General features: G+C 55.7%; 20 protein-coding genes. 7 read left to right on the top strand and 13 right to left on the bottom strand.

Features of this window, described 5'->3' with window-relative positions:
- The first annotated feature begins 23 nt into the window (after positions 1 to 23).
- Both ACK5JN_RS07270 and ACK5JN_RS07275 read left to right on the top strand, forming a co-directional pair.
- Positions 24 to 1,337 carry a glycoside hydrolase family 10 protein gene (locus ACK5JN_RS07270; protein ID WP_416869537.1) on the top strand — a complete coding sequence of 438 codons (1,314 nt, stop codon included), beginning with the start codon at positions 24 to 26 and terminating at the stop codon, positions 1,335 to 1,337.
- Between the two features lie 328 nt (positions 1,338 to 1,665).
- On the top strand, positions 1,666 to 2,877 hold the full coding sequence (locus ACK5JN_RS07275; RefSeq protein WP_416869538.1) for an amino acid permease: 1,212 nt from the start codon (positions 1,666 to 1,668) through the stop codon (positions 2,875 to 2,877).
- Between the two features lie 49 nt (positions 2,878 to 2,926).
- On the opposite strand, the gene cfa is transcribed toward ACK5JN_RS07275, so the two are convergent.
- Positions 2,927 to 4,081: a cyclopropane fatty acyl phospholipid synthase gene (gene cfa / locus ACK5JN_RS07280; RefSeq protein ID WP_416869539.1), complete on the bottom strand. Its 1,155-nt coding sequence runs from the start codon at positions 4,079 to 4,081 to the stop codon at positions 2,927 to 2,929.
- 175 nt (positions 4,082 to 4,256) lie between these two features.
- Between cfa and ACK5JN_RS07285 the strand changes: the two genes are divergently transcribed.
- Positions 4,257 to 4,994, top strand: coding sequence for a helix-turn-helix domain-containing protein (locus ACK5JN_RS07285; protein WP_416869540.1), 738 nt, complete (start codon positions 4,257 to 4,259; stop codon positions 4,992 to 4,994).
- On the opposite strand, the gene ACK5JN_RS07290 is transcribed toward ACK5JN_RS07285, so the two are convergent.
- On the bottom strand, positions 4,991 to 5,341 hold the full coding sequence (locus ACK5JN_RS07290; protein ID WP_416869541.1) for a PerC family transcriptional regulator: 351 nt from the start codon (positions 5,339 to 5,341) through the stop codon (positions 4,991 to 4,993). The two genes, ACK5JN_RS07285 and ACK5JN_RS07290, sit on opposite strands and share 4 nt — an antisense overlap.
- A 270-nt stretch (positions 5,342 to 5,611) precedes the next feature.
- Between ACK5JN_RS07290 and ACK5JN_RS07295 the strand changes: the two genes are divergently transcribed.
- Both ACK5JN_RS07295 and ACK5JN_RS07300 read left to right on the top strand, forming a co-directional pair.
- Positions 5,612 to 6,388: an MBL fold metallo-hydrolase gene (locus ACK5JN_RS07295; protein WP_416869542.1), complete on the top strand. Its 777-nt coding sequence runs from the start codon at positions 5,612 to 5,614 to the stop codon at positions 6,386 to 6,388.
- Positions 6,389 to 6,402: 14 nt separating this feature from the next.
- Entirely contained in the window at positions 6,403 to 7,350 is a 948-nt protein-coding gene (locus ACK5JN_RS07300; RefSeq protein ID WP_416869543.1) for a GlxA family transcriptional regulator, read from the top strand.
- A gap of 315 nt (positions 7,351 to 7,665) precedes the next feature.
- Here the strand turns inward: ACK5JN_RS07300 and ACK5JN_RS07305 are convergent, their stop codons facing one another.
- The 8 genes from ACK5JN_RS07305 to sad all read right to left on the bottom strand — a co-directional run bounded on the left by ACK5JN_RS07305 (position 7,666) and on the right by sad (position 15,386).
- Positions 7,666 to 8,106, bottom strand: coding sequence for a GNAT family N-acetyltransferase (locus ACK5JN_RS07305; RefSeq protein WP_416869544.1), 441 nt, complete (start codon positions 8,104 to 8,106; stop codon positions 7,666 to 7,668).
- A 10-nt stretch (positions 8,107 to 8,116) separates the two neighbouring features.
- The gene (locus ACK5JN_RS07310) at positions 8,117 to 9,031 is read right to left on the bottom strand and encodes a bestrophin family protein (protein ID WP_416869545.1); all 915 of its coding nucleotides are present in this window, start codon (positions 9,029 to 9,031) and stop codon (positions 8,117 to 8,119) included.
- Between the two features lie 267 nt (positions 9,032 to 9,298).
- Entirely contained in the window at positions 9,299 to 10,750 is a 1,452-nt protein-coding gene (locus ACK5JN_RS07315; protein ID WP_416869546.1) for a tagaturonate reductase, read from the bottom strand.
- Positions 10,751 to 10,864: 114 nt separating this feature from the next.
- Positions 10,865 to 11,392: a GNAT family N-acetyltransferase gene (locus tag ACK5JN_RS07320; protein WP_416869547.1), complete on the bottom strand. Its 528-nt coding sequence runs from the start codon at positions 11,390 to 11,392 to the stop codon at positions 10,865 to 10,867.
- An 87-nt stretch (positions 11,393 to 11,479) separates the two neighbouring features.
- Positions 11,480 to 12,472 carry a diguanylate cyclase gene (locus ACK5JN_RS07325; protein ID WP_416869565.1) on the bottom strand — a complete coding sequence of 331 codons (993 nt, stop codon included), beginning with the start codon at positions 12,470 to 12,472 and terminating at the stop codon, positions 11,480 to 11,482.
- Positions 12,473 to 12,637: 165 nt separating this feature from the next.
- A complete protein-coding gene (locus ACK5JN_RS07330) occupies positions 12,638 to 13,003 on the bottom strand; it encodes a DUF4186 domain-containing protein (protein ID WP_416869548.1) in 366 nt (121 codons plus the stop codon).
- Entirely contained in the window at positions 13,003 to 13,929 is a 927-nt protein-coding gene (glsB, locus tag ACK5JN_RS07335; RefSeq protein ID WP_416869549.1) for a glutaminase B, read from the bottom strand. Before glsB ends, ACK5JN_RS07330 begins: the two co-directional genes overlap by 1 nt.
- Before the next feature lie 71 nt (positions 13,930 to 14,000).
- Positions 14,001 to 15,386: a succinate-semialdehyde dehydrogenase gene (gene sad, locus ACK5JN_RS07340; RefSeq protein WP_416869566.1), complete on the bottom strand. Its 1,386-nt coding sequence runs from the start codon at positions 15,384 to 15,386 to the stop codon at positions 14,001 to 14,003.
- A 103-nt stretch (positions 15,387 to 15,489) separates the two neighbouring features.
- Between sad and ptrR the strand changes: the two genes are divergently transcribed.
- On the top strand, positions 15,490 to 16,368 hold the full coding sequence (gene ptrR, locus ACK5JN_RS07345; RefSeq protein ID WP_416869550.1) for a putrescine utilization regulator PtrR: 879 nt from the start codon (positions 15,490 to 15,492) through the stop codon (positions 16,366 to 16,368).
- Positions 16,369 to 16,470: 102 nt separating this feature from the next.
- Positions 16,471 to 17,415: an L-lactate dehydrogenase gene (locus ACK5JN_RS07350; RefSeq protein ID WP_416869551.1), complete on the top strand. Its 945-nt coding sequence runs from the start codon at positions 16,471 to 16,473 to the stop codon at positions 17,413 to 17,415.
- Positions 17,416 to 17,428: 13 nt separating this feature from the next.
- Here the strand turns inward: ACK5JN_RS07350 and ACK5JN_RS07355 are convergent, their stop codons facing one another.
- From ACK5JN_RS07355 to dtnK, 3 genes are read right to left on the bottom strand one after another with little or no spacing between them, the layout of a single operon-like run.
- Positions 17,429 to 18,190: a DeoR/GlpR family DNA-binding transcription regulator gene (locus ACK5JN_RS07355; RefSeq protein ID WP_416869552.1), complete on the bottom strand. Its 762-nt coding sequence runs from the start codon at positions 18,188 to 18,190 to the stop codon at positions 17,429 to 17,431.
- A 1-nt stretch (position 18,191) separates the two neighbouring features.
- Complete coding sequence (locus ACK5JN_RS07360; protein ID WP_416869553.1) at positions 18,192 to 19,178, bottom strand: D-threonate 4-phosphate dehydrogenase; 987 nt, start codon at positions 19,176 to 19,178, stop codon at positions 18,192 to 18,194.
- Positions 19,171 to 20,409: a D-threonate kinase gene (gene dtnK, locus ACK5JN_RS07365; protein ID WP_416869554.1), complete on the bottom strand. Its 1,239-nt coding sequence runs from the start codon at positions 20,407 to 20,409 to the stop codon at positions 19,171 to 19,173. Before dtnK ends, ACK5JN_RS07360 begins: the two co-directional genes overlap by 8 nt.
- Between the last annotated feature and the right edge of the window lie 10 nt (positions 20,410 to 20,419).

Consider the following 20,419-nt stretch of genomic DNA (forward strand, 5'->3'; position numbering starts at 1 on the left):
TGACAACCCGAATAACGGCACCTATGACTTCCAGCTCCTCTCGTTTTTCCCGCCTCTCCACCCTGAAAAAGGCCAGCGCGCTGATCGTCGCCGCGCTTTTATTAGCGAGCTGTGATTCTAAGCAGTCAACCACGCCCTCCTCGACCGTGAAACCGGGCACCACGCAGCAGAGCAATCAACCGATGCGCGGCGTCTGGCTGACGACGGTCTCTCGCCTGGACTGGCCGCCGATAAGCTCCATCAATGCGCCTAACGCCACCCTGCGCGTTGAACAACAGCAGGCCGCGCTGCGGGCAAAACTCGATAAGCTGAAAACCCTCGGCATCAATACCGTTTTTTTCCAGGTGAAGCCGGACGGTACCGCGCTGTGGAAGTCTGACATTCTGCCGTGGTCGGATGTCATGACCGGTAATATTGGCGAATACCCGGGCTACGATCCGCTGCAGTTTATGCTCGACGAAGCGCACAAACGCGGCATGAAGGTCCACGCCTGGTTCAACCCGTACCGGGTTTCCACCAATACTAAGCCGTCGACGGTCACCGCACTGAATAACACCCTGTCGATGACGCCGCCCAGCGTGTTTGTGCTGCATCGCGACTGGATCCGCACCGCCAGCGACCGTTTTGTGCTCGACCCGGGCATTCCGGAAGCGCGCGATTGGATCACCAGCATCGTGGCGGAAGTGGTGTCCCGTTACCCCGTCGACGGCGTACAGTTTGACGACTATTTCTATACCGAAACCGCCGGTTCCTCGCTGAACGACAGCATCACCTTCCGCCGCTACGGCCAGGGCTTTGCCTCCAAAGCGGACTGGCGTCGGCACAATACGCAGGAGCTGATCGCCCAGGTCTCCCGCACGATTAAGCAGTTGAACCCGAACGTCGAGTTTGGCGTGAGCCCGGCGGGCGTCTGGCGTAACCGTTCGCACGATCCGGCAGGCTCCGAGACGCGCGGCGCGGCGGCCTATGATGAATCCTATGCTGATACCCGTCAGTGGGTGCAGCAAGGGCTGCTGGACTACATCGCTCCGCAAATTTACTGGCCGTTCGCCCGCGATGCGGTTCGATACGACGTGCTGGCAAAATGGTGGGCCGACGTGGTGAAACCGACCAATACGCGCCTTTACATCGGTATTGCGCTGTATAAAGTGGGCGAACCGTCGAAAAATGAGCCGGACTGGACCATCGAAGGCGGCGTGCCGGAGCTGAAAAAGCAGATTGACCTCAATGAATCAGCCGCCAACATCAACGGCACCATTCTGTTCCGCGAGGGTTATCTTGAAAAACCGCAAACGCAGCAGGCCGTCGATTATTTAAAAAGCCGCTGGGGCAATTAATATCCACAAGGAATCAGCCACTACTGGCTGGTTCCTTTAATAAAAGTCGTTATAAGTTACATACGTGTGAAGCACCGTCATTAATATCTTCTCATTCAGCGGTTAATAAGAAAAAAAGCTTGCAGCCGCCGTCGTACTCCCCGTAGTATCGAAAACGAACATGATGAATACATAATATAAAAATAACCCTACCTCACAACATTCCATTCCCATTTGGATAATCAATAATTCGCCATTAACGTTCGCGTTATTCTCGATATATATGAGTACTATGACTAAAGACACCAACATATCTCGTCCTCAATGGACGAAAAAGGACACCATCTGGATGATGGGTGTGTATGGCGCTACCGTCGGAGCAGGCACGCTTTTCCTGCCGGTAGAAATCGGCACGCGCGGTCCGCTAGTCTTTATTCTCCTGCTGCTGCTCGCTTTCCCGCTGTCGTTAGTGCCGCACGTGCTGATTTGCCGCGTTTTTATGCGCGACAACGCCGGGCACGAGCATAATGACCGCACGCTGCCGCTGTTCGGCTCGTTTTTCGGCGCCAAAGGCCGTCAGGCGATGAAGCTGTTCTTCTGCGTGGCGCACTATCCGGTGACGCTGGTCTATGCCGTCTCGCTGATTAACGCCCTCGGTCATTTTATGAATGAACGTTTACACATCACTGGCATCAACCGCGCCGCCCTGACGCTGGTCGTGCTGGCCATTCTGCACCTCGTCCTCAGTAAAGGCCGCGATAAAGTGGTCAGTACCCTGAGCGCGCTGGCGCTGCCATTCGCCATGGCAATTATCGTAGTGGCCGCGTCGCAAATTCCGGCGTGGAACATTCACAATATCACCCACGCCTGGCAGCTGACGCACACTACCTCCGTGGGAAGTTCGCTGAAAGATATGTGGTTAACGCTGCCGCTGATCGCCTTCTCTCTGTGCTCCGCACCGTTGATTCCAGCGCTGGCGTCATGGTATCGCGAGCCGGGTAACGGCGGCGAAAATCAGTCCATTCGCGTGATTCGTCGCGCCTACGGTCTGATCTTCTTCAGTATTATCTTCTTCGTGCTGAGCTGCATTTTAAGCACCCCGCGTGAAACCTTTGAAATGGCGAAGGCGCAAAACCTGAACGTGCTGTCGGTGATTGGCGGTAATGACGGGATGAATGTGATGATCTATCTGGCGCCACTGATTGCAATTCTGGGGATGACAAAATCATTCCTGGGGATTTCGATGCCGGTGGCCGAAACGTTCAACGTTCTGGCCACCGATCTGTTCCGTATTAAGCGCACCAGCCATATTAAACAGATTAAATTAATGATTTCGGCCTTAATGTTTATTGTCACCTCAGTGGTGGTTTATATTAACCCGGATGTGATTAATATGATCGAAACGCTTTGCGGGCCGTTAATCGCCATATTCCTGTTTATCATTCCAACCTGGTTAATCTTTACCCGCGAGGCGCTCAAACCTCTGCGCGGCGCTATTTCCGTGATGGTGATGGCAAGCGGTATTCTGACGGTATCAGCCCTGCTTTACGGCATGTTCTGAATATACATCAGCTTAAAGATGGCATAGCGCGCTATGCCATCCTCACCGATTAACGATAGACGTACATCCCACCTTCGGTTCCACGGCTGAACAACACCTGCCAAAGCTCAATATCACGGGCGCGGAAAGCACCGGCGCAGGCACACAGATAGTAGTTGAACCTACGGCGGAAACGCGGCGTATAGCGCACTGCCAGATCGGGCCACGCCTGGTTAAAACGCTGGTGCCAGGCCATCAGCGTTTTGTCGTAATCGCTGCCGAAATTATGCCAGTCTTCCATAATAAGCCGTGATTCACTGACGCTGGCAATCTGGCGAATTGACGGCAGGCAACCGTTCGGGAAAATATACTTGTTGATCCACGGGTCGACGTTTACCCCGGTTTCATTGCTGCCGATGGTATGCAATAAAAACAATCCGTTCGGTTTCAGGCAGCGATCGACCACACGAAAATAGGTGTCGTAGTTTTTGGGGCCAACGTGTTCGAACATTCCCACGGAGACGATGCGATCGTAGGTTTTATCCAGGTCGCGATAGTCCTGTAGCAGTATCGTGACGTCCAGCCCTTCGCCGCGCTGCTGGGCCATTTTTTGCTGTTCCTGTGAAATGGTCACGCCCTCCACGCTAACGCCGTAGTTTCGCGCCGCATAGGCTGCCAGGCCGCCCCAGCCGCAGCCGATATCCAGCAGCCGCATACCGGGCTTCAGCCGCAGCTTTTCACAAATCATCTTCAGCTTGGCGTTTTGCGCGTCTTCCAGCGAATCCGCTTCACGCCAGTAGGCGCAGGAATACTGCATATGCGGATCGAGCATACGGGAGAACAGATCGTTGCCAATATCGTAGTGTTCTTTACCGACAATCCAGGAACGGCGGCGAGACTGGAGATTAAACAACCGTGCGCTCGCAACACGCAGAATATCTTTCAGGTTGCCCGGCATCTGTTTATCCAGTTTAGCTTTCAGAATTTTACAGAACAGAATATCCAGCCGCTCACAGTCCCACCACCCATCCATATAACTTTCACCAAAGCCTAAAGAACCTTGCTGGAATACGCGCTTAAAAAAGTCGGCGTGATGAACCTGAATATCCCAGGACCGGGAACCGTTAATCTTAATATCCGCCTGCTGGAGCAGCTCGTTCGCCATCCGTGACCAATTATCATTCAATTCTTCAACATTTATTACGTCTGAGCAAACCGTCGCCATAATCTTAATCCATCTTCAAGTCAGTATATTCTGCGTGAGATTATCATTGATAACATGATGGTATGTATTATGATGTGAGGACATAATTTATCGAGTAGACGTCATAATGTTCGACGAACGCCCTCCTTTTTCTACCGTGCAGCCTAAAAAATGGTTTTCATCGCAGGACGATTCGATGAAAGAGCTGCCGCAATCGGTTTACTTTCGCTCCTACGTGCTGGAAGCCAACAATCATGTTGCCGATCACAGCCACGCCTTCGCTCAGTTCCACTTTGCCCGTACCGGCAGCATGCGTATTGATGTCGCGGGAAAATGCTGGGTCATCCCGGCCCACTACGGGATCTGGATCCCGCACAATATCACGCACGCGGTGTGGGCGCTGGATGATGTGCATCTGGAAAGTGTGGATATCGAACCTGCGTTTTTACCCGAGCCGATTAACGACTGCAAAATGGTGGCAATCAGCGATTTTGTCCGCGAGTTTATTCATTATGCCACCACTAATACGCCGGAACGTTATGATATGGCCGGTAAGGAAGGTCAGTTGGTGAGCGTGCTGCTTGATGTGATTTTGCAACTGCCGGAGGTAGAACTGATGCTACCGTGGCCGCATAATGCCGCGCTGATAGAAGTATGCCGGACGATTCAGGAATCACCGGCGCTGGAGCATTCGATGGAATATTGGGCCGACCATCTGGGCATGTCAGCCCGTACTTTTTCCCGTCATTTCAAAAAAGAGACCGGGCTTCCGTTTAGCGCATGGAAGCAGAAAATGCGTATTCTGGAGTCGGTGATGCTGCTAAAGAAAAATAAAAATGTGACCGCCGTTGCGCTGGAAGTCGGTTATTCCAGCACGGCGGCATTTAGCTATGCTTTTCGGCAGGCATTCGGCGTACCGCCTTCCAGTTACTAATGAATCGGTTTACTTCGCGGGTTATATTTATAGATAAAAGCGCTCGATCTTCCGGTCATCAGCTGGACCTCTTTAATACTGTATCCCTGCTTGAGCAATTGCTGAATGTGTATTTTGTCACGCTCAACGAGCTGTTTTTTCTCACTCCCCGCCAGCGCCACAGACGGTGATTTTATTTGCAAATGTAAATGACAGGCATCTATTTTTTCGGATGCCAGGCGGCACTGTGTTTTATCTGCGTCAAAATGCGTAGAAACTTCCCGCCAGATGCGCAGCGCACGACGGTAAAAACCCTTCGTTTCGTTAAGTTGGGCAAGCACGATAAGTGCATTAACTTCTGCGGACATAATCAAAGACCCACGAATGAATGAATAGTACGCGTATACGCTGTGGCTCACTTCATTTGTATGATAAATACAAAAATGCCTCACTGTCTATGCCTCACCCGCGCTATTTCTATACTGATTTTTCATACTTGCCATGCCTGAAAGGCATTGTTCATCCCTCGGGCCGCCATATTGGCCCAATACCATCGAAAACTGGCTTTCAGCCAACGGCAGTTTTTTATCGATCCCGCATACTGTCTTCACTCCCCCATAATATGGAAGATTTTGACGATGAACATTACGCAAATACGTAACGCCACGCAGTTGATAACTTACGCTGGTAAACGCTTTCTCATCGACCCTATGCTCGCCGCAAAAGACACCTATCCTGGCTTTGAAGGCACCGCGCGCGCGCAGATTCGTAACCCAATGGTCGAGCTTCCGGTCGCTATTGATAGCCTGCTGGACGTGGATGCCATCATCGTAACGCATACCCATCTCGATCATTGGGATGACGCCGCCGCTGCCGCAATTCCGAAATCGATGCTGATTTACGTCCAGAATTCCGGTGACGAAGCGCTGCTGCGTGCTCAGGGCTTTACCGAGCTGCGTCTGCTTTCCCAGAGCAGCCATTTCGGCGATATTATGCTAATCAAAACGAGTGGGCAGCATGGCTCTGATGCTGCATATGCCGTGCCTGAGCTGGCCGAACGGCTGGGCGAAGCCAGCGGTGTGGTTTTTCAGCATCCTGATGAAAAAACGCTCTATCTGATCGGCGATTCAATCTGGACAGCCGGTATCGAGGAGAATCTGCGCCATTATCAGCCAGAGGTCGTTATCATGAACACCGGCTGGGCGCATATACTGGGATTTGGGCCAATCATCTTTGGTAAAGAAGATCTCCTGCGGGTTCATGCCCTGTTACCTCAGGCGCAAATCGTGGGTACGCATATGGAAGCGGTCAATCACTGCCTGGTTACGCGTCGCGCATTGCTGGAATATGCGCGTGATAATCAGATATCGGATTTTGTAAGCGCCCCCGCTAATGGTGACACTGTCACGTACTAAAATGAGATAATGTTATGACCACCACCTCGGTTGCCATCGTCGCCAGCGAAGGCTTCAGTACTTTCCATTTCTCTGTGCCGCTAATTTTGTTCGGCGACAGCGCCAGCAGTGAAAAACGCTTCACGCGCTATATCTGTGCTGAAACGCCGGGGATGGTCTGGTCAAAAGAAGGAACGGCGGTGATGGCCGACGCAGACTTCTCAACCCTTGCCCAATGTGAAATTGTTATCGTGCCCTTCTGGCATGATGTGGATGAAATACCTTCACCTGCATTACTGAAAGCATTAACAACCGCACGTAATAACGGCGCCACGCTGGTCGGCCTGTGCCTTGGCACCTTTGTATTGGCGTATGCAGGGTTGCTCGATCGCCACCGTGCGGCCACCCACTGGGAGTATGAAAAAGCGTTTGTGCGGCTTTTTCCGCACGTCAGTCTCGACGTTAATGTTCTGTATACTGACGACGACGGGCTGATCACCTCCGCCGGTACCGCTGCGGCGCTGGACTGCTGCCTGTATGTGATTCGCCAGCGTTTTGGCACCCGCGTAGCCAACCAGATCGCCCGGCGTATGGTGACGCCGCCGCACCGGGAAGGCGGCCAGGCGCAGTACATTGAGCAAGCGGTGCCGCAAAATACCAGTGACAGACGCATCAACGAGTTACTGGAATTTTTACAGCAGAATCTGGAGCAACCGCTCAGTATTGATGCACTTGCCGAGCGGGCGGCGATGAGTCGTCGCACCCTGACCCGCCACTTCCAGAAGGCTACCGGCATGTCGATTGGCGAATGGATCATGACCGAACGCCTGCGGCGTAGCCAATCGCTGCTGGAGAGCACCCAGCTTTCTATTGAACAGGTCGCGGAACGTTCGGGATTTCAGTCATCCATCACGTTTCGACAGGCCTTTCGTGAAAAAATGGGGGTCAGCCCCGGCGAGTGGCGTAATACGTTCCAGGGGTGAAGCGGCCAATGTTATCCACAGAAACGGTGCACAACCTTGTGGGTAATTAGCCTAAAAGCCGTTGATTATTGGGATGTTGAGGCATTGAACAAGGGCGCAGCAGGTCCCACGCCCGTATCGGTGGTTTAGGCTATGCCCGCTTCAGCTTACCAGCTGAAGGAACGAACCAGCGACAGGTCCCAGGCGGTCGCAAACAGCGAAATGAACAGAATGAGGTTAACGGCAGTTTCGATTCGCTTTTCCATTTTGATTCTCCTTATGTCGGTGCAACCATTAAACATGGAAAACCTTAATGATTTATTCTGCATGTTCGGTTTAAAGTCTAACACAATATCGTACGTAATCATCCGCAGCGATGAATTCATCATAAAGCTTACGAGCAGGATTATGAATACGCGTATGCCAGTAGAAACGTGACCACCCCTGCTCTTTGGCCTCATTTAGCACGAATTGCATGAGCTGGCGGGCAATTCCCCGGCCGCGGTACGCCGGGTCGACGAATAAATCTTCCAGATAACAAATGGGGGACGTCACCCAGGTGCCTTCGTGCAAGACGCACAGCGCAAAGCCGACCACCTGCCCATCCACGACGGCGACCCGGCCAAAAATTGACGATTCGGGATCCAGCACCCGCTGCCAGGTCCGTTCCGTGACCTCATCCGCCAGCGTGCTGCCGTAAAAATCGTTATAACCTTTCCATAGCATGAGCCACTGGGCTTTATCTTCGGCCTGAATCGGACGGTTAACAACGGTCACGGGCTACCCCTTAGCTGAGTTGATAGTACTTATCGACGGTGAGGCGCGCGGGTATCTGGGTGGCATCGTTCATTTGCAGCAGATCGATCTCGATGGCATTACAGATAGCATCCAGCGGTAAGTCATTATTTTCCAGACCGAAAGGTTCTTCAAGCTCTTCCGCCAGCGTATCCAGCGAAATAAAGGTGTATGAGATCAGCACCGAAACAAATGGCGTCATGTAGTGCAAATCGACGACCAGCGCGAACGGCAGCATGATGCAAAACAGATAGACGGTACGATGCAAAATCAGCGAATAGGCGAACGGCACCGGCGTGTTGGCAATACGTTCACAGCCCGCCAGCACGATAGACATGTCGTTGAGACGAATATTCAGGCTGTGGAACAGAATATCCGACAGCTCGCCTGCCCGGCGCCGCTCCGCCAGCCAGTCGCCCATAATCAGCAAAATGCGGTTTGCCGGAGACTGCGCGGCCATCACCTGATTAAGGTGCTGCTCGCTGAGATATTTTGCCAGCACGGCGCGCGCGGGCTGGCGGCGTAAGGTCAGGCGAAGACAGTGGGCAAAGGCGATTTGCAGGCCGACAAATTCACTCACATGGGGATCGTTATGCAGGGTATTTTTGACCTCGCGCAGCAGAGAGCGCGATGCAATCATCAGCTGCCCCCACAGCTGTCGCGCTTCAACGTAGCGCGAATAGCAGGCGTTATTGCGAAAGCCAAGAAAGATAGCAATGGCGACGCCGAGAATACTGAACGGCGCGACGGTCAGCTTCACGCCAAGCGATGAATACCACGGCAGAATGAGGATCACCACTATCGACAGCAGAAAATTGAGCAGTAAGCGTGAGAAGATTTTCGGTAGTACCGACCCATGCCACACAAAAATGCGCGCCAGCCAGTGCTGGTGAGGACGAACGATCATATTTATATCAATCAGGTTAATAAGTTGTGTATTAAACGTGATCTTCATCATGTATTCAAGCGATAGCCAGGCAGGAATGGTATGATCTGCTCGCGAAATTTTTACTGGCAGGCCCCTTTTGCTCGATGTTTCAGGGGGATAAAGCGCTAGTAAAATATGTATGTTGTAACTAATTAAGATGCAGACTCTCATGGCTGATGTGCTCTGCTGCACTAGCCAATAAAAAACCCGGCGAGTGCCGGGTTTGATAATGTGCTTAGCGTGTGATTAGCACAGCGGCTGTACCGCTTTACGCATACCCTGAGTCAGAATCGCGTCGAGGTCGGCGGAGATCTGTTCGACCAATCCGGAAACCTGTGTAAGATCTTGCTCCCAGTGTTCGCTGACGGACAGTACCGCTTTCACCAGATCGGTAGTGCTAATCTGCTGGTCGCGATGCTGCGCCCACAGCTGCTGATAGCGGTCGATCCAGTGCGCATCATCCTGCACCGGATACGCTTCACCGTTGCGTTCTGCGCGGTAGAAAGCTATCAGCGCCGCCAATGCGAAGGTTAAACGTGCCGGCAGCTTGCCGCTCGCCTTCTGCCCCGCCAGCAGCTGCGGCAGGATGCGGGTACGGAATTTGGTCATACCGTTCAGCGCGATAGACAGCAACTGGTGTTTAATGTACGGGTTACGGAAACGGCCGGTTACCGCGCTGGCAAAGGATTCCAGCTCGTCTTTCGGCAGATCCAGCACCGGGATAATCTCCTGGTGAATCGCTTTTTCAACGAATGCGCAGATTTCCGCATCGTTCATCGCTTCGCCCACGGTATCAATACCGGCCTGGAAGGCCACCGGCACCAGCGCGGTGTGCGCACCGTTAAGGATTGCGACTTTACGCTCTTTATACGGTTTGATGTCGTCGACAATCAGCACGTTCAGCGCCAGCTTGTCCAGACGCAGCTCGCTAGCCAGTGATTTTGGCCCCTGAATAACGAACAGGTAGAAGTGTTCCGCGGTATCGAGGAAGCCATCTTTATAACCCAGTTCCGCTTCCAGCTGAGCGGCTTCATCACGCGGATAGCCGGTCACGATACGGTCAACGAGGGTTGAGCAGAAGGCGTTAGACTCGTTCAGCCAGGTCATGAATTCTGCCGGCAGCGCCCACTCCTGCGCGTAGCGAACCACCAGCTCATGCAGCGCTTCACCGTTATAATCAATCAGTTCACAAGGAATGATTACCCAGCCTTTATCCGCCGCACCGTTGAAGTGGCTGAAGCGTTCGAACAGCAGACGCGTCAGTTTCGCCGGGTAGCTAACGGCCGGCGCGTCGTCGAACTTGTCGCCCGCGTGGTAGCTAATGCCCGCTTCGGTGGTGTTGGAAAACACAAAACGCATGTCCGGGTTATGAGCCAGCTTGAGGAACTCGGCATAATCGTTATAGGCGCTGATTTCACGGTTGACGGAACGGATCAGACGCGCATCGCTCACCGCTTCACCCTTCTCATTCAGACCACGAATAATAGTGGTGTACAGGCCGTCCTGAGTACTGAGTGAAGGCGGGAAGTCGCTGGCAATCGGACGAACGATCACGACGCCTGAATTCAGGTCGGTTTTTTCGTTCAGCAGGTCAATCTGCCAGTCAACAAACGCGCGCAGGAAGTTTCCTTCGCCAAACTGGATAATACGTTCAGGGTATTGGGCACCGGGGAAATCATGGCGGTTCAGTGTTTTCACAATGGGTTCCTTTCTGGATTAGTCATACAGCCTGCTCAATTGGTCTAATAACTTATCAGATTTTCCGCTTATGAAACCCTGTTTTGATCAAAACTGCGAGAATAAATAGTGAGTCTATAAAAATTTGTAAAAAATCGAGGTCGCCGTGAGCGCGCCGTCTGGCATAAGGGCATAGCGCGGCACTTCGCCCACTTTCTGCCATCCACAGCGCTGATAGAAGTTCTCCGCCCCGCTGCCGGTGGCGGTATCCAGCACCAGCACGTTTTTCCCCGCATCGGCCGCGACCGCTTCCAGGCGCTGCATCAGCGCTCGCGCAATACCGCTGCGACGGGCGCGCTCGTGCACCAGCAATTTTGCGACATCGGCGCGATGCGGCTGGTTTTCCGGCTGATCGATAATCAGCTGCACGGTGCCGACGATCGTCTGGTCGACATCTTTGGCCACCAGCACAATGCGTTCACCCCGCGCCACGCTGGCAGCCGTACGCTGCCAGAACGCCAGCGCAGTCTCGTGATGAAAAGGCAGCATGAAACTGACAGACGCACCGCCGTTAACGCAGTTGGCCAGTACGTCAGACAACGGCGCAAGATGGGCGAGAATATCGGCGTCAGAAAAGGTATGCAGGGTGAACGATGCGGTCATGATGGTCTCCTGAAAATGAAACTATCACTATTGCGTTAACTTATTGATAACACAATACAGAGGATCATCGTATTTTCTTATCATGCGCTAATGCGCAAAGATCTGGTTCTTACCGCGACGTTTTGCCTCATACAGCGCGCTATCCGCCGCCTGCAGCCAGTCGGACACCTCCAGCATTTCCGGCAGCGCGTCGGCAATACCGATGCTTAGCGTCAGCGTCTGGCGATGGTCCGGACGCTCTGTCACCACCGCGGTGGCATCCATAATACGCTGGGCAATCGAGCGCCCCTCCTCCAGGCTGGTATCGGGAAGCAGGATCACAAATTCATCGCCCCCTAAACGCGCGGGGGTATCGGTTGCGCGCGTCGCCATCTGCAAAATTTGTGACACCGTTTTGAGCATCACGTCGCCAACCTTATGGCCGAAGCGATCGTTAATCTCTTTGAAATTATCGAGATCGATAAACATCAGCAGCGAATGGCCGCAGTTTTGCTTCAGCCGAATCAGCTCCCAGGCGATGCGCTGCTCCAGCAGCCTACGGTTGGCGATGTCCAGCAGCGGATCGAGCATCGCAATACGTTCCAGCTCCAGGCTTTTCAGGCGCAGCTTGACGGCAATGCCGTCGGTCAGCAGGCTGAGCGCCAGTACGTAGAGGGAGATCAGCGGCAGCGTGGCCAGCATGGTGCGCTGGCTGACGTAGCCGTTAAATGGCATACCGCTCAGCGCCCAGCTCACGGCAAAGCAGGCCAGCAGCATTACCGCGGCGCGGCGCATCAGCGCTTTTCCGCCAGCGGAAAGTCGGTCGGTGAGCAGGATCGTCGCGATCGTCACCGACGGCAGCGGGTTCACGGCCATCATCGCTATCCAGAAGCCGCCCGCTCCCGCATCCCACAGCAGATTTTGCTGTTCCACCTGGCGCGGGATCGGCGAGCGCATCGCGCGGACATAGGCCACCGTTGGCCAGATGAACGCATTCATCGCCAGCAGAACCTGCAAAAATTTTGGCTGGTGATGCTCAATGAGGACCGACAGGATAGGCAGAAAACAGAGGAAGGTGCCGAGCATCCGCATCAGATACATCCGTCTGACAAACCGGGTTCCCGCCACCCCATTATTCGTAATAAGTTTGTCAAAACTGTTCATAGCGTAAATTATTCCGACACGATGCCAGCGCTATCATATTGAGCGCGGTATGTCGAATCAAGCTATCAAAATAGATAGCTTTTCAGAATAAACTTAGGCGTGCTAGCGAGCGCGATGATTCATCTGGATGACCAGCCAGTGGTGAATAACGCCCACAATATAACGCTGTTGCTCGGCGCTCAGCGCCTGCCCCTGAGGAATATGGTGCCACTTTTCCAGACAGCCGCGGCAGCAGGTGGCGGTGGCGTGCTGGGCAATAAACACCGGGTGACCGCGCATAGGCGTCTGTTTACCGTCATTTTTCGGCTGTGCGGGGGCCAGACGCCCGGCGATAAAATCGGCCGCGTGACTATCAATCACCTCCGGGCCTTTATCGATACAATACTGCCGCTCTTTGACGCCAAGGCGAAAACGGCTGCGGAACGTTGAACGTTGCAGCCGCGCAAACAAACTGTCGAGGGTATCCATCAGTAAACCGAACGTCCTATCTGCTGCGTGAGTTTTTCCAGCGCCGCCACGCCCGCCAGCGAGTTACCCGCCTCGTCCAGCGCCGGGCTCCAGACGGCAATCGCCATTTCATGGGGCACAATCGCCACCACGCCGCCGCCGACGCCGGATTTCGCCGGTAACCCCACCCGCCAGGCAAATTCACCGGCGTTCTGGTACATGCCGCTGGTCGCCATCAGCGCATTCACCTGCCGCGTCTGCATTGGGGTGATCACCGGCGCATCAAGGTGCGGCGCCCGCCCCTGGTTGGCGAGGAACAGAAAGGTCTGCGCCAGCTCCACGCAGTTCATCTCCAGCGCGCAGTAATGGAAATAGTTTTGCAGTACCGTCGCCACGTCGTGGTGGAAGTTACCGAACGATTTCATCAGCCAGGCGATGGCCGCATTACGCGCCGAATGTTCAAACTCCGAGCGCGCGACCTGTGCGTCATAGCCAATGTTCGACACGCCGCTCAGCTTGCGCACGATCTCCAGCATACGTTGACGCGGCGCGCTCAGTCGCCCTTGCAGCATGTCACAGACCACCAGCGCACCGGCGTTAATAAACGGGTTGCGCGGAATACCCTGCTCAATCTCCAGCTGTAACAGCGAGTTAAACGGCTGACCGGACGGATCTTTGCCGACGCGCGACCAGATCTCCTCAGCCTGATAGTGATTCATCGCCACTACCAGACTCAGGACTTTAGAAATCGATTGAATAGAGAAACGCTCGCTGGCGTCGCCGGCGCTAAAATGCTGGCCGTCGATGGTGCTGATGGCGATTCCCAGTTTTTGGCCGCTGACGCAGGCCAGCGCCGGAATATAGTCCGCCACTTTCCCCTGCCCAACCAGCGGCCTGACGTCGTCGAGGATCGACGCCAGCATGGCATTATTGATAACCGTAGCCACTTACCACTCCTTGCCCACAGGCTATTTTCGGCCTGGGAGTATAACAGAGCGTAAGGGCTACGTCGTTTCGCTTATCGGCGATCTTTCCATACCGTTTGCACGTTACAGAACTCGCGCAGGCCGAAATGCGACAGCTCGCGGCCAAAGCCGCTTTTTTTCACGCCGCCGAACGCCACGCGCGCATCGCTGGCGCTGTAGCCGTTGATAAACACGCCGCCACACTCCAGCTCGTCGGCAAAGCGCTGCGCCTGTGCCGGATCGGCGGTGAACACCGTTGCCGAAAGGCCAAACTCGCTGTCATTTGCCAGCGCCAGCGCGTGGTCGGCATCGCGCGCGACGGTAATCGCCGCCACCGGTCCGAACATTTCCTGGCGGAATGCGGTCATCGTTGGCGCAACGTCAGCCAGCACGGTTGCCGGGTAATAGTTGCCTTCGCCGCTCAGCAGCTCGCCGCCCAGCAGCAGCGTCGCCCCTTCGTTTACCGTGGCCATGACCTGACCATGCAGCTCATCGCGCAGGTCGAAACGCGCCATCGGGCCGAGATAATTCTCTTCATCGCGCGGATCGCCCATTTTCAGCGCCGATACGGCCGCCACGAACTTTTCGGTAAACTGCCCGGCGATGCCCGCTTCAACGATAAAGCGCTTCGCCGCCGCACAGACCTGCCCGGTATTCTGATAACGGCCAATCACTGCCGCCTGCACCGCGGTGTCGATATCCGCGTCGTTCAGCACGATAAACGGATCGGAACCGCCCAGCTCCAGCACGCATTTTTTCAGCGCCGCGCCGGCCTGTGCGCCAATCGCCTTGCCCGCTCGTACGCTGCCGGTCACGGTGACCGCGGCGATACGCGGGTCGTTGATAATCTGCGATACGCCGTCATTGGTCGCATTCACCCAGTTAAAGACGCCGGCCGGTACGCCCGCCTGGGCAACGATGTCGCCAATCAGCGCCGCGCAGCCCATCACGTTCGGGGCGTGCTTAAGCAGGTAGCTGTTGCCCGCCAGCATAATTGGCACAGCGCCGCGCAAAACCTGCCACAGCGGGAAGTTCCACGGCATGACCGCCAGCACCGGCCCTAGCGGGCGATACTCAATTACCGCCTGCTGGTTTTCCACCTGGGTGGCCTCGGTTGCCAGCATCGCCGGGCCGTGTTCGGCATACCAGTCGCACAGGTGGGCCGATTTCGCCACTTCACCGCGCGCTTGTTTAATCGGTTTGCCCATTTCGCGGGTAATACACTGCGCCATCTCTTCACCGCGTTCACGCAATACGCGGCCAATCGCGCGCAGCGCGTCGGTGCGCTGGGCAACGGATGCCTTGCGCCACTGACGAAAACCTGTGTCGGCCAGCGTAATCGCCAGGTCGACATCGGTAGAGGACGCCCACGGCAGCGCGGCGATGGTTTCGCCGTTCGCCGGGTTAACGGAGACGGCATGGGTAGCAGGTGAAGTCATCTTTTTCTCTCTGATTGATTGCATCATGGTGATATCCTCGCCTACTCTTCCGTTTATGAAAACTGAATAATATTAACCTGACCATTCACAAAACGAGAACGCAATGGATTTAACCCAGCTGGAGATGTTTAACGCCGTCGCCCAAACCGGCAGCATTACCCAGGCCGCGCAGAAGGTCCACCGCGTGCCGTCGAACCTGACCACCCGCATTCGCCAGCTGGAAGCGGATCTCGGCGTTGAGCTGTTTATTCGTGAGAATCAGCGTCTGCGCCTGTCGCCGGCCGGGCACAGATTTCTACGCTACAGTCAGCAAATTCTGGCGCTGGTGGATGAAGCCAGAATGGTGGTCGCTGGCGATGAACCGCAGGGGCTGTTCGCCCTCGGCGCGTTGGAGAGCACCGCGGCTGTGCGCATTCCGGAGACGCTCGCGCGCTACAACCGTCGCTACCCGCGCATTCAATTCGACCTGGCCACCGGCCCGTCCGGCACCATGACCGACGGCGTGCTGGAAGGCACCCTGAGCGCGGCCTTCGTTGACGGCCCGGTGATGCACCCTGGTCTTGACGGTATGCCGGTCTATCCGGAAGAGATGATGATTGTCGCCGCGCACGGCCATCCGCCGATTACCCGCGCCAGCGAGGTCAACGGCAGCAGCATCTACGCGTTTCGCGCCAACTGCTCCTATCGACGCCATTTTGAGAGCTGGTTTCACGCCGATCAGGCTACGCCCGGGCGCATTCATGAGATGGAGTCTTACCACGGCATGCTGGCCTGCGTCATCGCCGGTGCCGGGCTGGCGTTAATACCGCGCAGTATGCTGGAAAGCATGCCGGGGCATCATCAGGTTTCGGCGTGGCCGCTGGCAGAGAAATGGCGCTGGCTCACCACCTGGCTGGTGTGGCGACGTGGCGCGATGAGCCGCCAGCTGGAGGCGTTTATTGCGCTGCTTGATGAACCTGCGCCACCACAGGCTTCGTCATAAACACGTCAGATCTTTAACTTATATTGTGGGCTCAGTCTTGCGCTATCCCGTTGTTAACGAGTAGCTTTATCCACTGTTGTTTGTCCATGCAATGGAATAACCATGAACACCAAAGCCCGTAAAGTCATGATCATTGGCGCCGGTAACGTCGGCGCATCGGCCGCTTATGCGCTGCTGAATCAAAATATTTGCGAAGAACTGATCCTCGTCGACCTCAACAGAACCCGCGCCGAGGCCCACGCCCAGGACCTGAGCGATGCCGCCGCCTATATGCCCGGCATGATGACCATCTCCTGTCGCGACGCCAGCGACTGCGCCGACGTCGACATTGCCGTGATTACCGTCTCCGGCGGCGCGCTGAAGCCAGCCCAGACGCGGCTGGATGAGCTGAAAAGCACCGCGAAAATCGTCCACAGCATCGTGCCGCAGATGATGGCCGGTGGCTTCAACGGTATCTTTCTGATTGCCACCAACCCCTGCGATATCATTACCTGGCAGGTGTGGCAGCTGTCCGGCCTGCCGCGCAGTCAGGTGATCGGCACCGGCGTGTGGCTTGATACCACCCGCCTGCGCCGCAAGCTGGCGCAAGATCTGGATATCGGCGCGCAGAGTATTGACGCGTTTATTCTCGGTGAACACGGCGACAGCCAGTTCCCCGTCTGGTCGCACTCTTCGGTGTACGGCTCGCCGATCGAGCAGGTTTACCTGCGCCGTACCGGCCGCGCGCTGGATCGCCAGGCGATGGCCGATAGCGTGCGCACGCTGGGATTCGAGATCTATGCCGGTAAAGGCTGTACCGAGTACGGCATTGCCGGCACCATTGCCGAGATCTGCCGCAATGTATTCACCGGCAGCCACCGCGCGCTGGCGATTTCCTGCATTCTCGACGGTGAATATGGCGTAAACGGCGTAGCGATCGGCGTGCCGGCCGTGCTGGCGCAAAGCGGGGTTCAGCAGGTTATTGAACTACAGCTGGAAGCAGACGAACACGAGAAGTTCGCCCGCTCGGTTGAGGTGATTAAAGAGAATATTGCCCTGCTTCCGTAACAATCCGCCCCGCTTAATCGGCAATGATTAACCGGGGCGTGCCGTTTTCCAGCAGCCGCCGCGTATCGTCGCTTAAATGCGCGTCGGTGATGATGTGCGTCAGCGAGTCGAGATGCGCGATATTAAACAACGACCATGCGCCGTATTTTGAGCTGTCCGCCAGCAAGACGCGGCGCTGGGCATTAGCGATTAAATCTCGCTTCAGCGCCGCCTTTTCTTCCGTCGGCGCGGTGATGCCTTTTTCCAGATCCCAGCCGTTACAGCTGACAAAAGCCAGATCCGGCCACACATTTTGCAACAGCCGCCGCCCGTGATCGCCAATGCATGACTGGCTGCTGTCATCAATACGGCCGCCAATAATCGTCACCTCGATTTGCTTAAATTCGGCCAGAAACAGCGCGATATGCAGATCGCTGGTGATCACCCGCAGCGGCAGATGGGTAATTTGCCGCGCCAGTTCAATCATGGTGGTACCGGCATCCAGCACGATGGCGTCACCGGCCTTCACCAGCGCCGCCGCAGCGCTGGCAATAGCCTGTTTTTCCTGCGGGCTACGCTGCGACTTTTCAACCGTTGTCGGCTGAGAAGGAATAAACCGGTTGAGGGTCACGCCGCCGTGGGTGCGGCTGATGACGCCTTCCTGATCGAGTTTGATCAGGTCTCGACGGATCGTGGCGGGCGACGCATTGGTTGCCGCCACCAGCTGTTCGACAGTCACCAGATTATGGCTTTTTAAAAAGTCCATAATCTGCTCTAACCGGTTATATCCCTTCATGTTATTCCTGTGATATTTGCATGGCGAGCGCAATGGAGGTTGCCATGCTCTCAGACTTCGCTTTACCTGTCCAGGCAATATCAAATGCCGTGCCGTGGTCGGCAGACGTCCGGATAAATGGCAGCCCGGCGGTAATATTAACGCCGTCATAAAAGCCTAACAACTTCAACGGAATATGCCCCTGATCGTGGTACATCGCGACCACCATATCGTACTGCCCCTCGTGGCACTGCATAAACACGGTATCCGGTGGACAGGGCCCGGTAACGTCAATGTCCTCCGCTTTCATCGCCGCGACCGCCGGGGCCACGATGCGAATTTCCTCATCGCCAAACAGACCGTTTTCCCCGGCATGCGGGTTCACGCCGGCGACGGCAATGCGCGGCTGGTGAATACCGACGCGTTTCAGGAAGCGATCCGCCACGCGGATCACCGTCTCCACCCGCGGCTGGCTCAGGGTATCAAGGAACTGGCGCATGGAGATATGGGTCGTAATATGAATCACCTTCAGACGATCGGTATACAGCACCATGGCGTAGTCTTTGGTCTGTGTCAGACGCGCCAGCATTTCCGTATGCCCCGGGAAGTTGTGCCCGCCAAGATGCAGGGCTTCCTTATTCAGCGGCGCGGTAGCAATTGCCTTAACTTCTCCAGCCAGCGCCAGTGCGGTTGCCCGTTGAATACAGCGGTAGGCTAAATCCCCGGCCTGCGCCTGGACCACCCCGGGCTGGAGCGCCTCGGGGTCCGCCAGCGGTTCGTCAATAATATTGATTGTCCCGGCGCTAAACTGCGCCTGGGAAGGATGGTCAATCACCCGCAGCTCGGCATGCGGAGTGATATTCAGCGCCAGAATACGACGTAACGTTTGTACACAGCCAATCACCACCACCGGAGCGCCATTCAGCTCCCCCTCTATCAACGACTTAATAATAATTTCCGGGCCAATGCCCGCCGGGTCGCCCATTGTCACTGCAATGATGTTAGTCACTCATTTTCTCCTCGATAAAATCAACAACTTCGCGCAGCGTTGTCGCACTGCCGAAACCGCCTGCTTTGGTCATTACCGGGCGTTGCCAGCGGCTGCCCAGAAAAAAGCCGTAGGGCACGCACTGCGCCACCCGGCCCGTAATATGAAAACCGGTCGCCTGCAAGCGCGTGGCAACAGCGATGGCCACGTCACCGCCGGACAGGTACAGCGCGCCGGGATGGCAGTGCTCAAGCGCCAGCTCAACAAGCTGCGCGAGGTGGCGGCAAATCTGCTCGCCCAATTGGGCGCGTGGTACCCCATGGCGCTGACACTGTGCGTCTATACCGACGCGGGCTTGCGCGTCCGACGGGGTAGAAACCACGCAGTGATTGCCCTGACGTATCGCCGTCGCAATGGCCTGGGCATCAATAGCGATTTCGCCGGTAAAGGCATGACTAACGTCAATTTCAACGTGCTGGATGCGTGGGCGCGCGCTGAGCGCGGCAATCTGCCGTTGAGCAATTTCACTCATTGATCCCACGACCGCCAGCAGCGGCCCGGACGGGCAACGCTGCACATGTCTTGCAAGCGCTTCGCAAATTCCAGCCGACCCCGCCAGCAGGAGCCGGGTTTTGCTCTGCGCGACGGCGGCAATAATGGCGTCAAGATCGTCATCCGCTTGCGCATCCACAATCAGCACGCGGAAGGTTTCATCCTTCACGGCGAGCGCCTGCGGCAACGTTTCAGCCGTGACGCTCTCGCATTTCATGGTGCTTTGTAGACCGATAAGGGCGGCGATATCCGCCTGCTGCACGGGGGTTTTCGGATCGCTGGAAAACTCGGTATCGGTCAACAGCAACCCGTTGACATAGCACTTGCCTCCATCCGTCACCCGCCCGGCCGCCGGATACGCCGGGGCCAGCACCGCCACCGGGCAGCCCAGCGTACGCATGGCGGCTTCCAGCTCGCTCCCGACATTGCCACGCAGCGTTGAATCCAGCTTCTTAACTATCCAGCAGGGATGGCGGTCGGTCATTACGTCCTGAAGCAAAGACGTAATGCGCAGGGTAGCGTTCGCGGCAGATAAGGCCCGGCTATCGCTGTTGAGGATCAGCGCCTGAGCGCTGCTCTGCTGGCGGGCGTCGAAAGCCACCTCCACCCGCATCCCCACTTCGGCCAGACACACGCCAGCATCGTTGGCGCCGGTAAAGTCATCGGCCAGCACCAGCACACTGTTATCGCAGTGGCGCATCGTTTTTCCT

It is taken from the genome of Kluyvera sp. (assembly GCF_047971185.1).
Taxonomy (GTDB): domain Bacteria; phylum Pseudomonadota; class Gammaproteobacteria; order Enterobacterales; family Enterobacteriaceae; genus Kluyvera.

Bases quoted from the DNA above. Each gene is read 5' to 3' on its own strand.
- ACK5JN_RS07325 (WP_416869565.1), bottom strand. From the start codon at position 12,472: ATGTATCTGATGCGGATGCTCGGCACCTTCCTCTGTTTTCTGCCTATC.
- ACK5JN_RS07320 (WP_416869547.1), bottom strand. From the start codon at position 11,392: ATGACCGCATCGTTCACCCTGCATACCTTTTCTGACGCCGATATTCTC.
- dtnK (WP_416869554.1), bottom strand. From the start codon at position 20,409: ATGCGCCACTGCGATAACAGTGTGCTGGTGCTGGCCGATGACTTTACC.
- ACK5JN_RS07295 (WP_416869542.1), top strand. From the start codon at position 5,612: ATGAACATTACGCAAATACGTAACGCCACGCAGTTGATAACTTACGCT.
- ACK5JN_RS07310 (WP_416869545.1), bottom strand. From the start codon at position 9,031: ATGATCGTTCGTCCTCACCAGCACTGGCTGGCGCGCATTTTTGTGTGG.
- ACK5JN_RS07270 (WP_416869537.1), top strand. From the start codon at position 24: ATGACTTCCAGCTCCTCTCGTTTTTCCCGCCTCTCCACCCTGAAAAAG.
- cfa (WP_416869539.1), bottom strand. From the start codon at position 4,081: ATGGCGACGGTTTGCTCAGACGTAATAAATGTTGAAGAATTGAATGAT.
- ptrR (WP_416869550.1), top strand. From the start codon at position 15,490: ATGGATTTAACCCAGCTGGAGATGTTTAACGCCGTCGCCCAAACCGGC.
- ACK5JN_RS07300 (WP_416869543.1), top strand. From the start codon at position 6,403: ATGACCACCACCTCGGTTGCCATCGTCGCCAGCGAAGGCTTCAGTACT.
- ACK5JN_RS07330 (WP_416869548.1), bottom strand. From the start codon at position 13,003: ATGGATACCCTCGACAGTTTGTTTGCGCGGCTGCAACGTTCAACGTTC.
- ACK5JN_RS07290 (WP_416869541.1), bottom strand. From the start codon at position 5,341: ATGTCCGCAGAAGTTAATGCACTTATCGTGCTTGCCCAACTTAACGAA.
- ACK5JN_RS07285 (WP_416869540.1), top strand. From the start codon at position 4,257: ATGAAAGAGCTGCCGCAATCGGTTTACTTTCGCTCCTACGTGCTGGAA.
- ACK5JN_RS07355 (WP_416869552.1), bottom strand. From the start codon at position 18,190: ATGAAGGGATATAACCGGTTAGAGCAGATTATGGACTTTTTAAAAAGC.
- ACK5JN_RS07350 (WP_416869551.1), top strand. From the start codon at position 16,471: ATGAACACCAAAGCCCGTAAAGTCATGATCATTGGCGCCGGTAACGTC.
- sad (WP_416869566.1), bottom strand. From the start codon at position 15,386: ATGACTTCACCTGCTACCCATGCCGTCTCCGTTAACCCGGCGAACGGC.
- ACK5JN_RS07275 (WP_416869538.1), top strand. From the start codon at position 1,666: ATGATGGGTGTGTATGGCGCTACCGTCGGAGCAGGCACGCTTTTCCTG.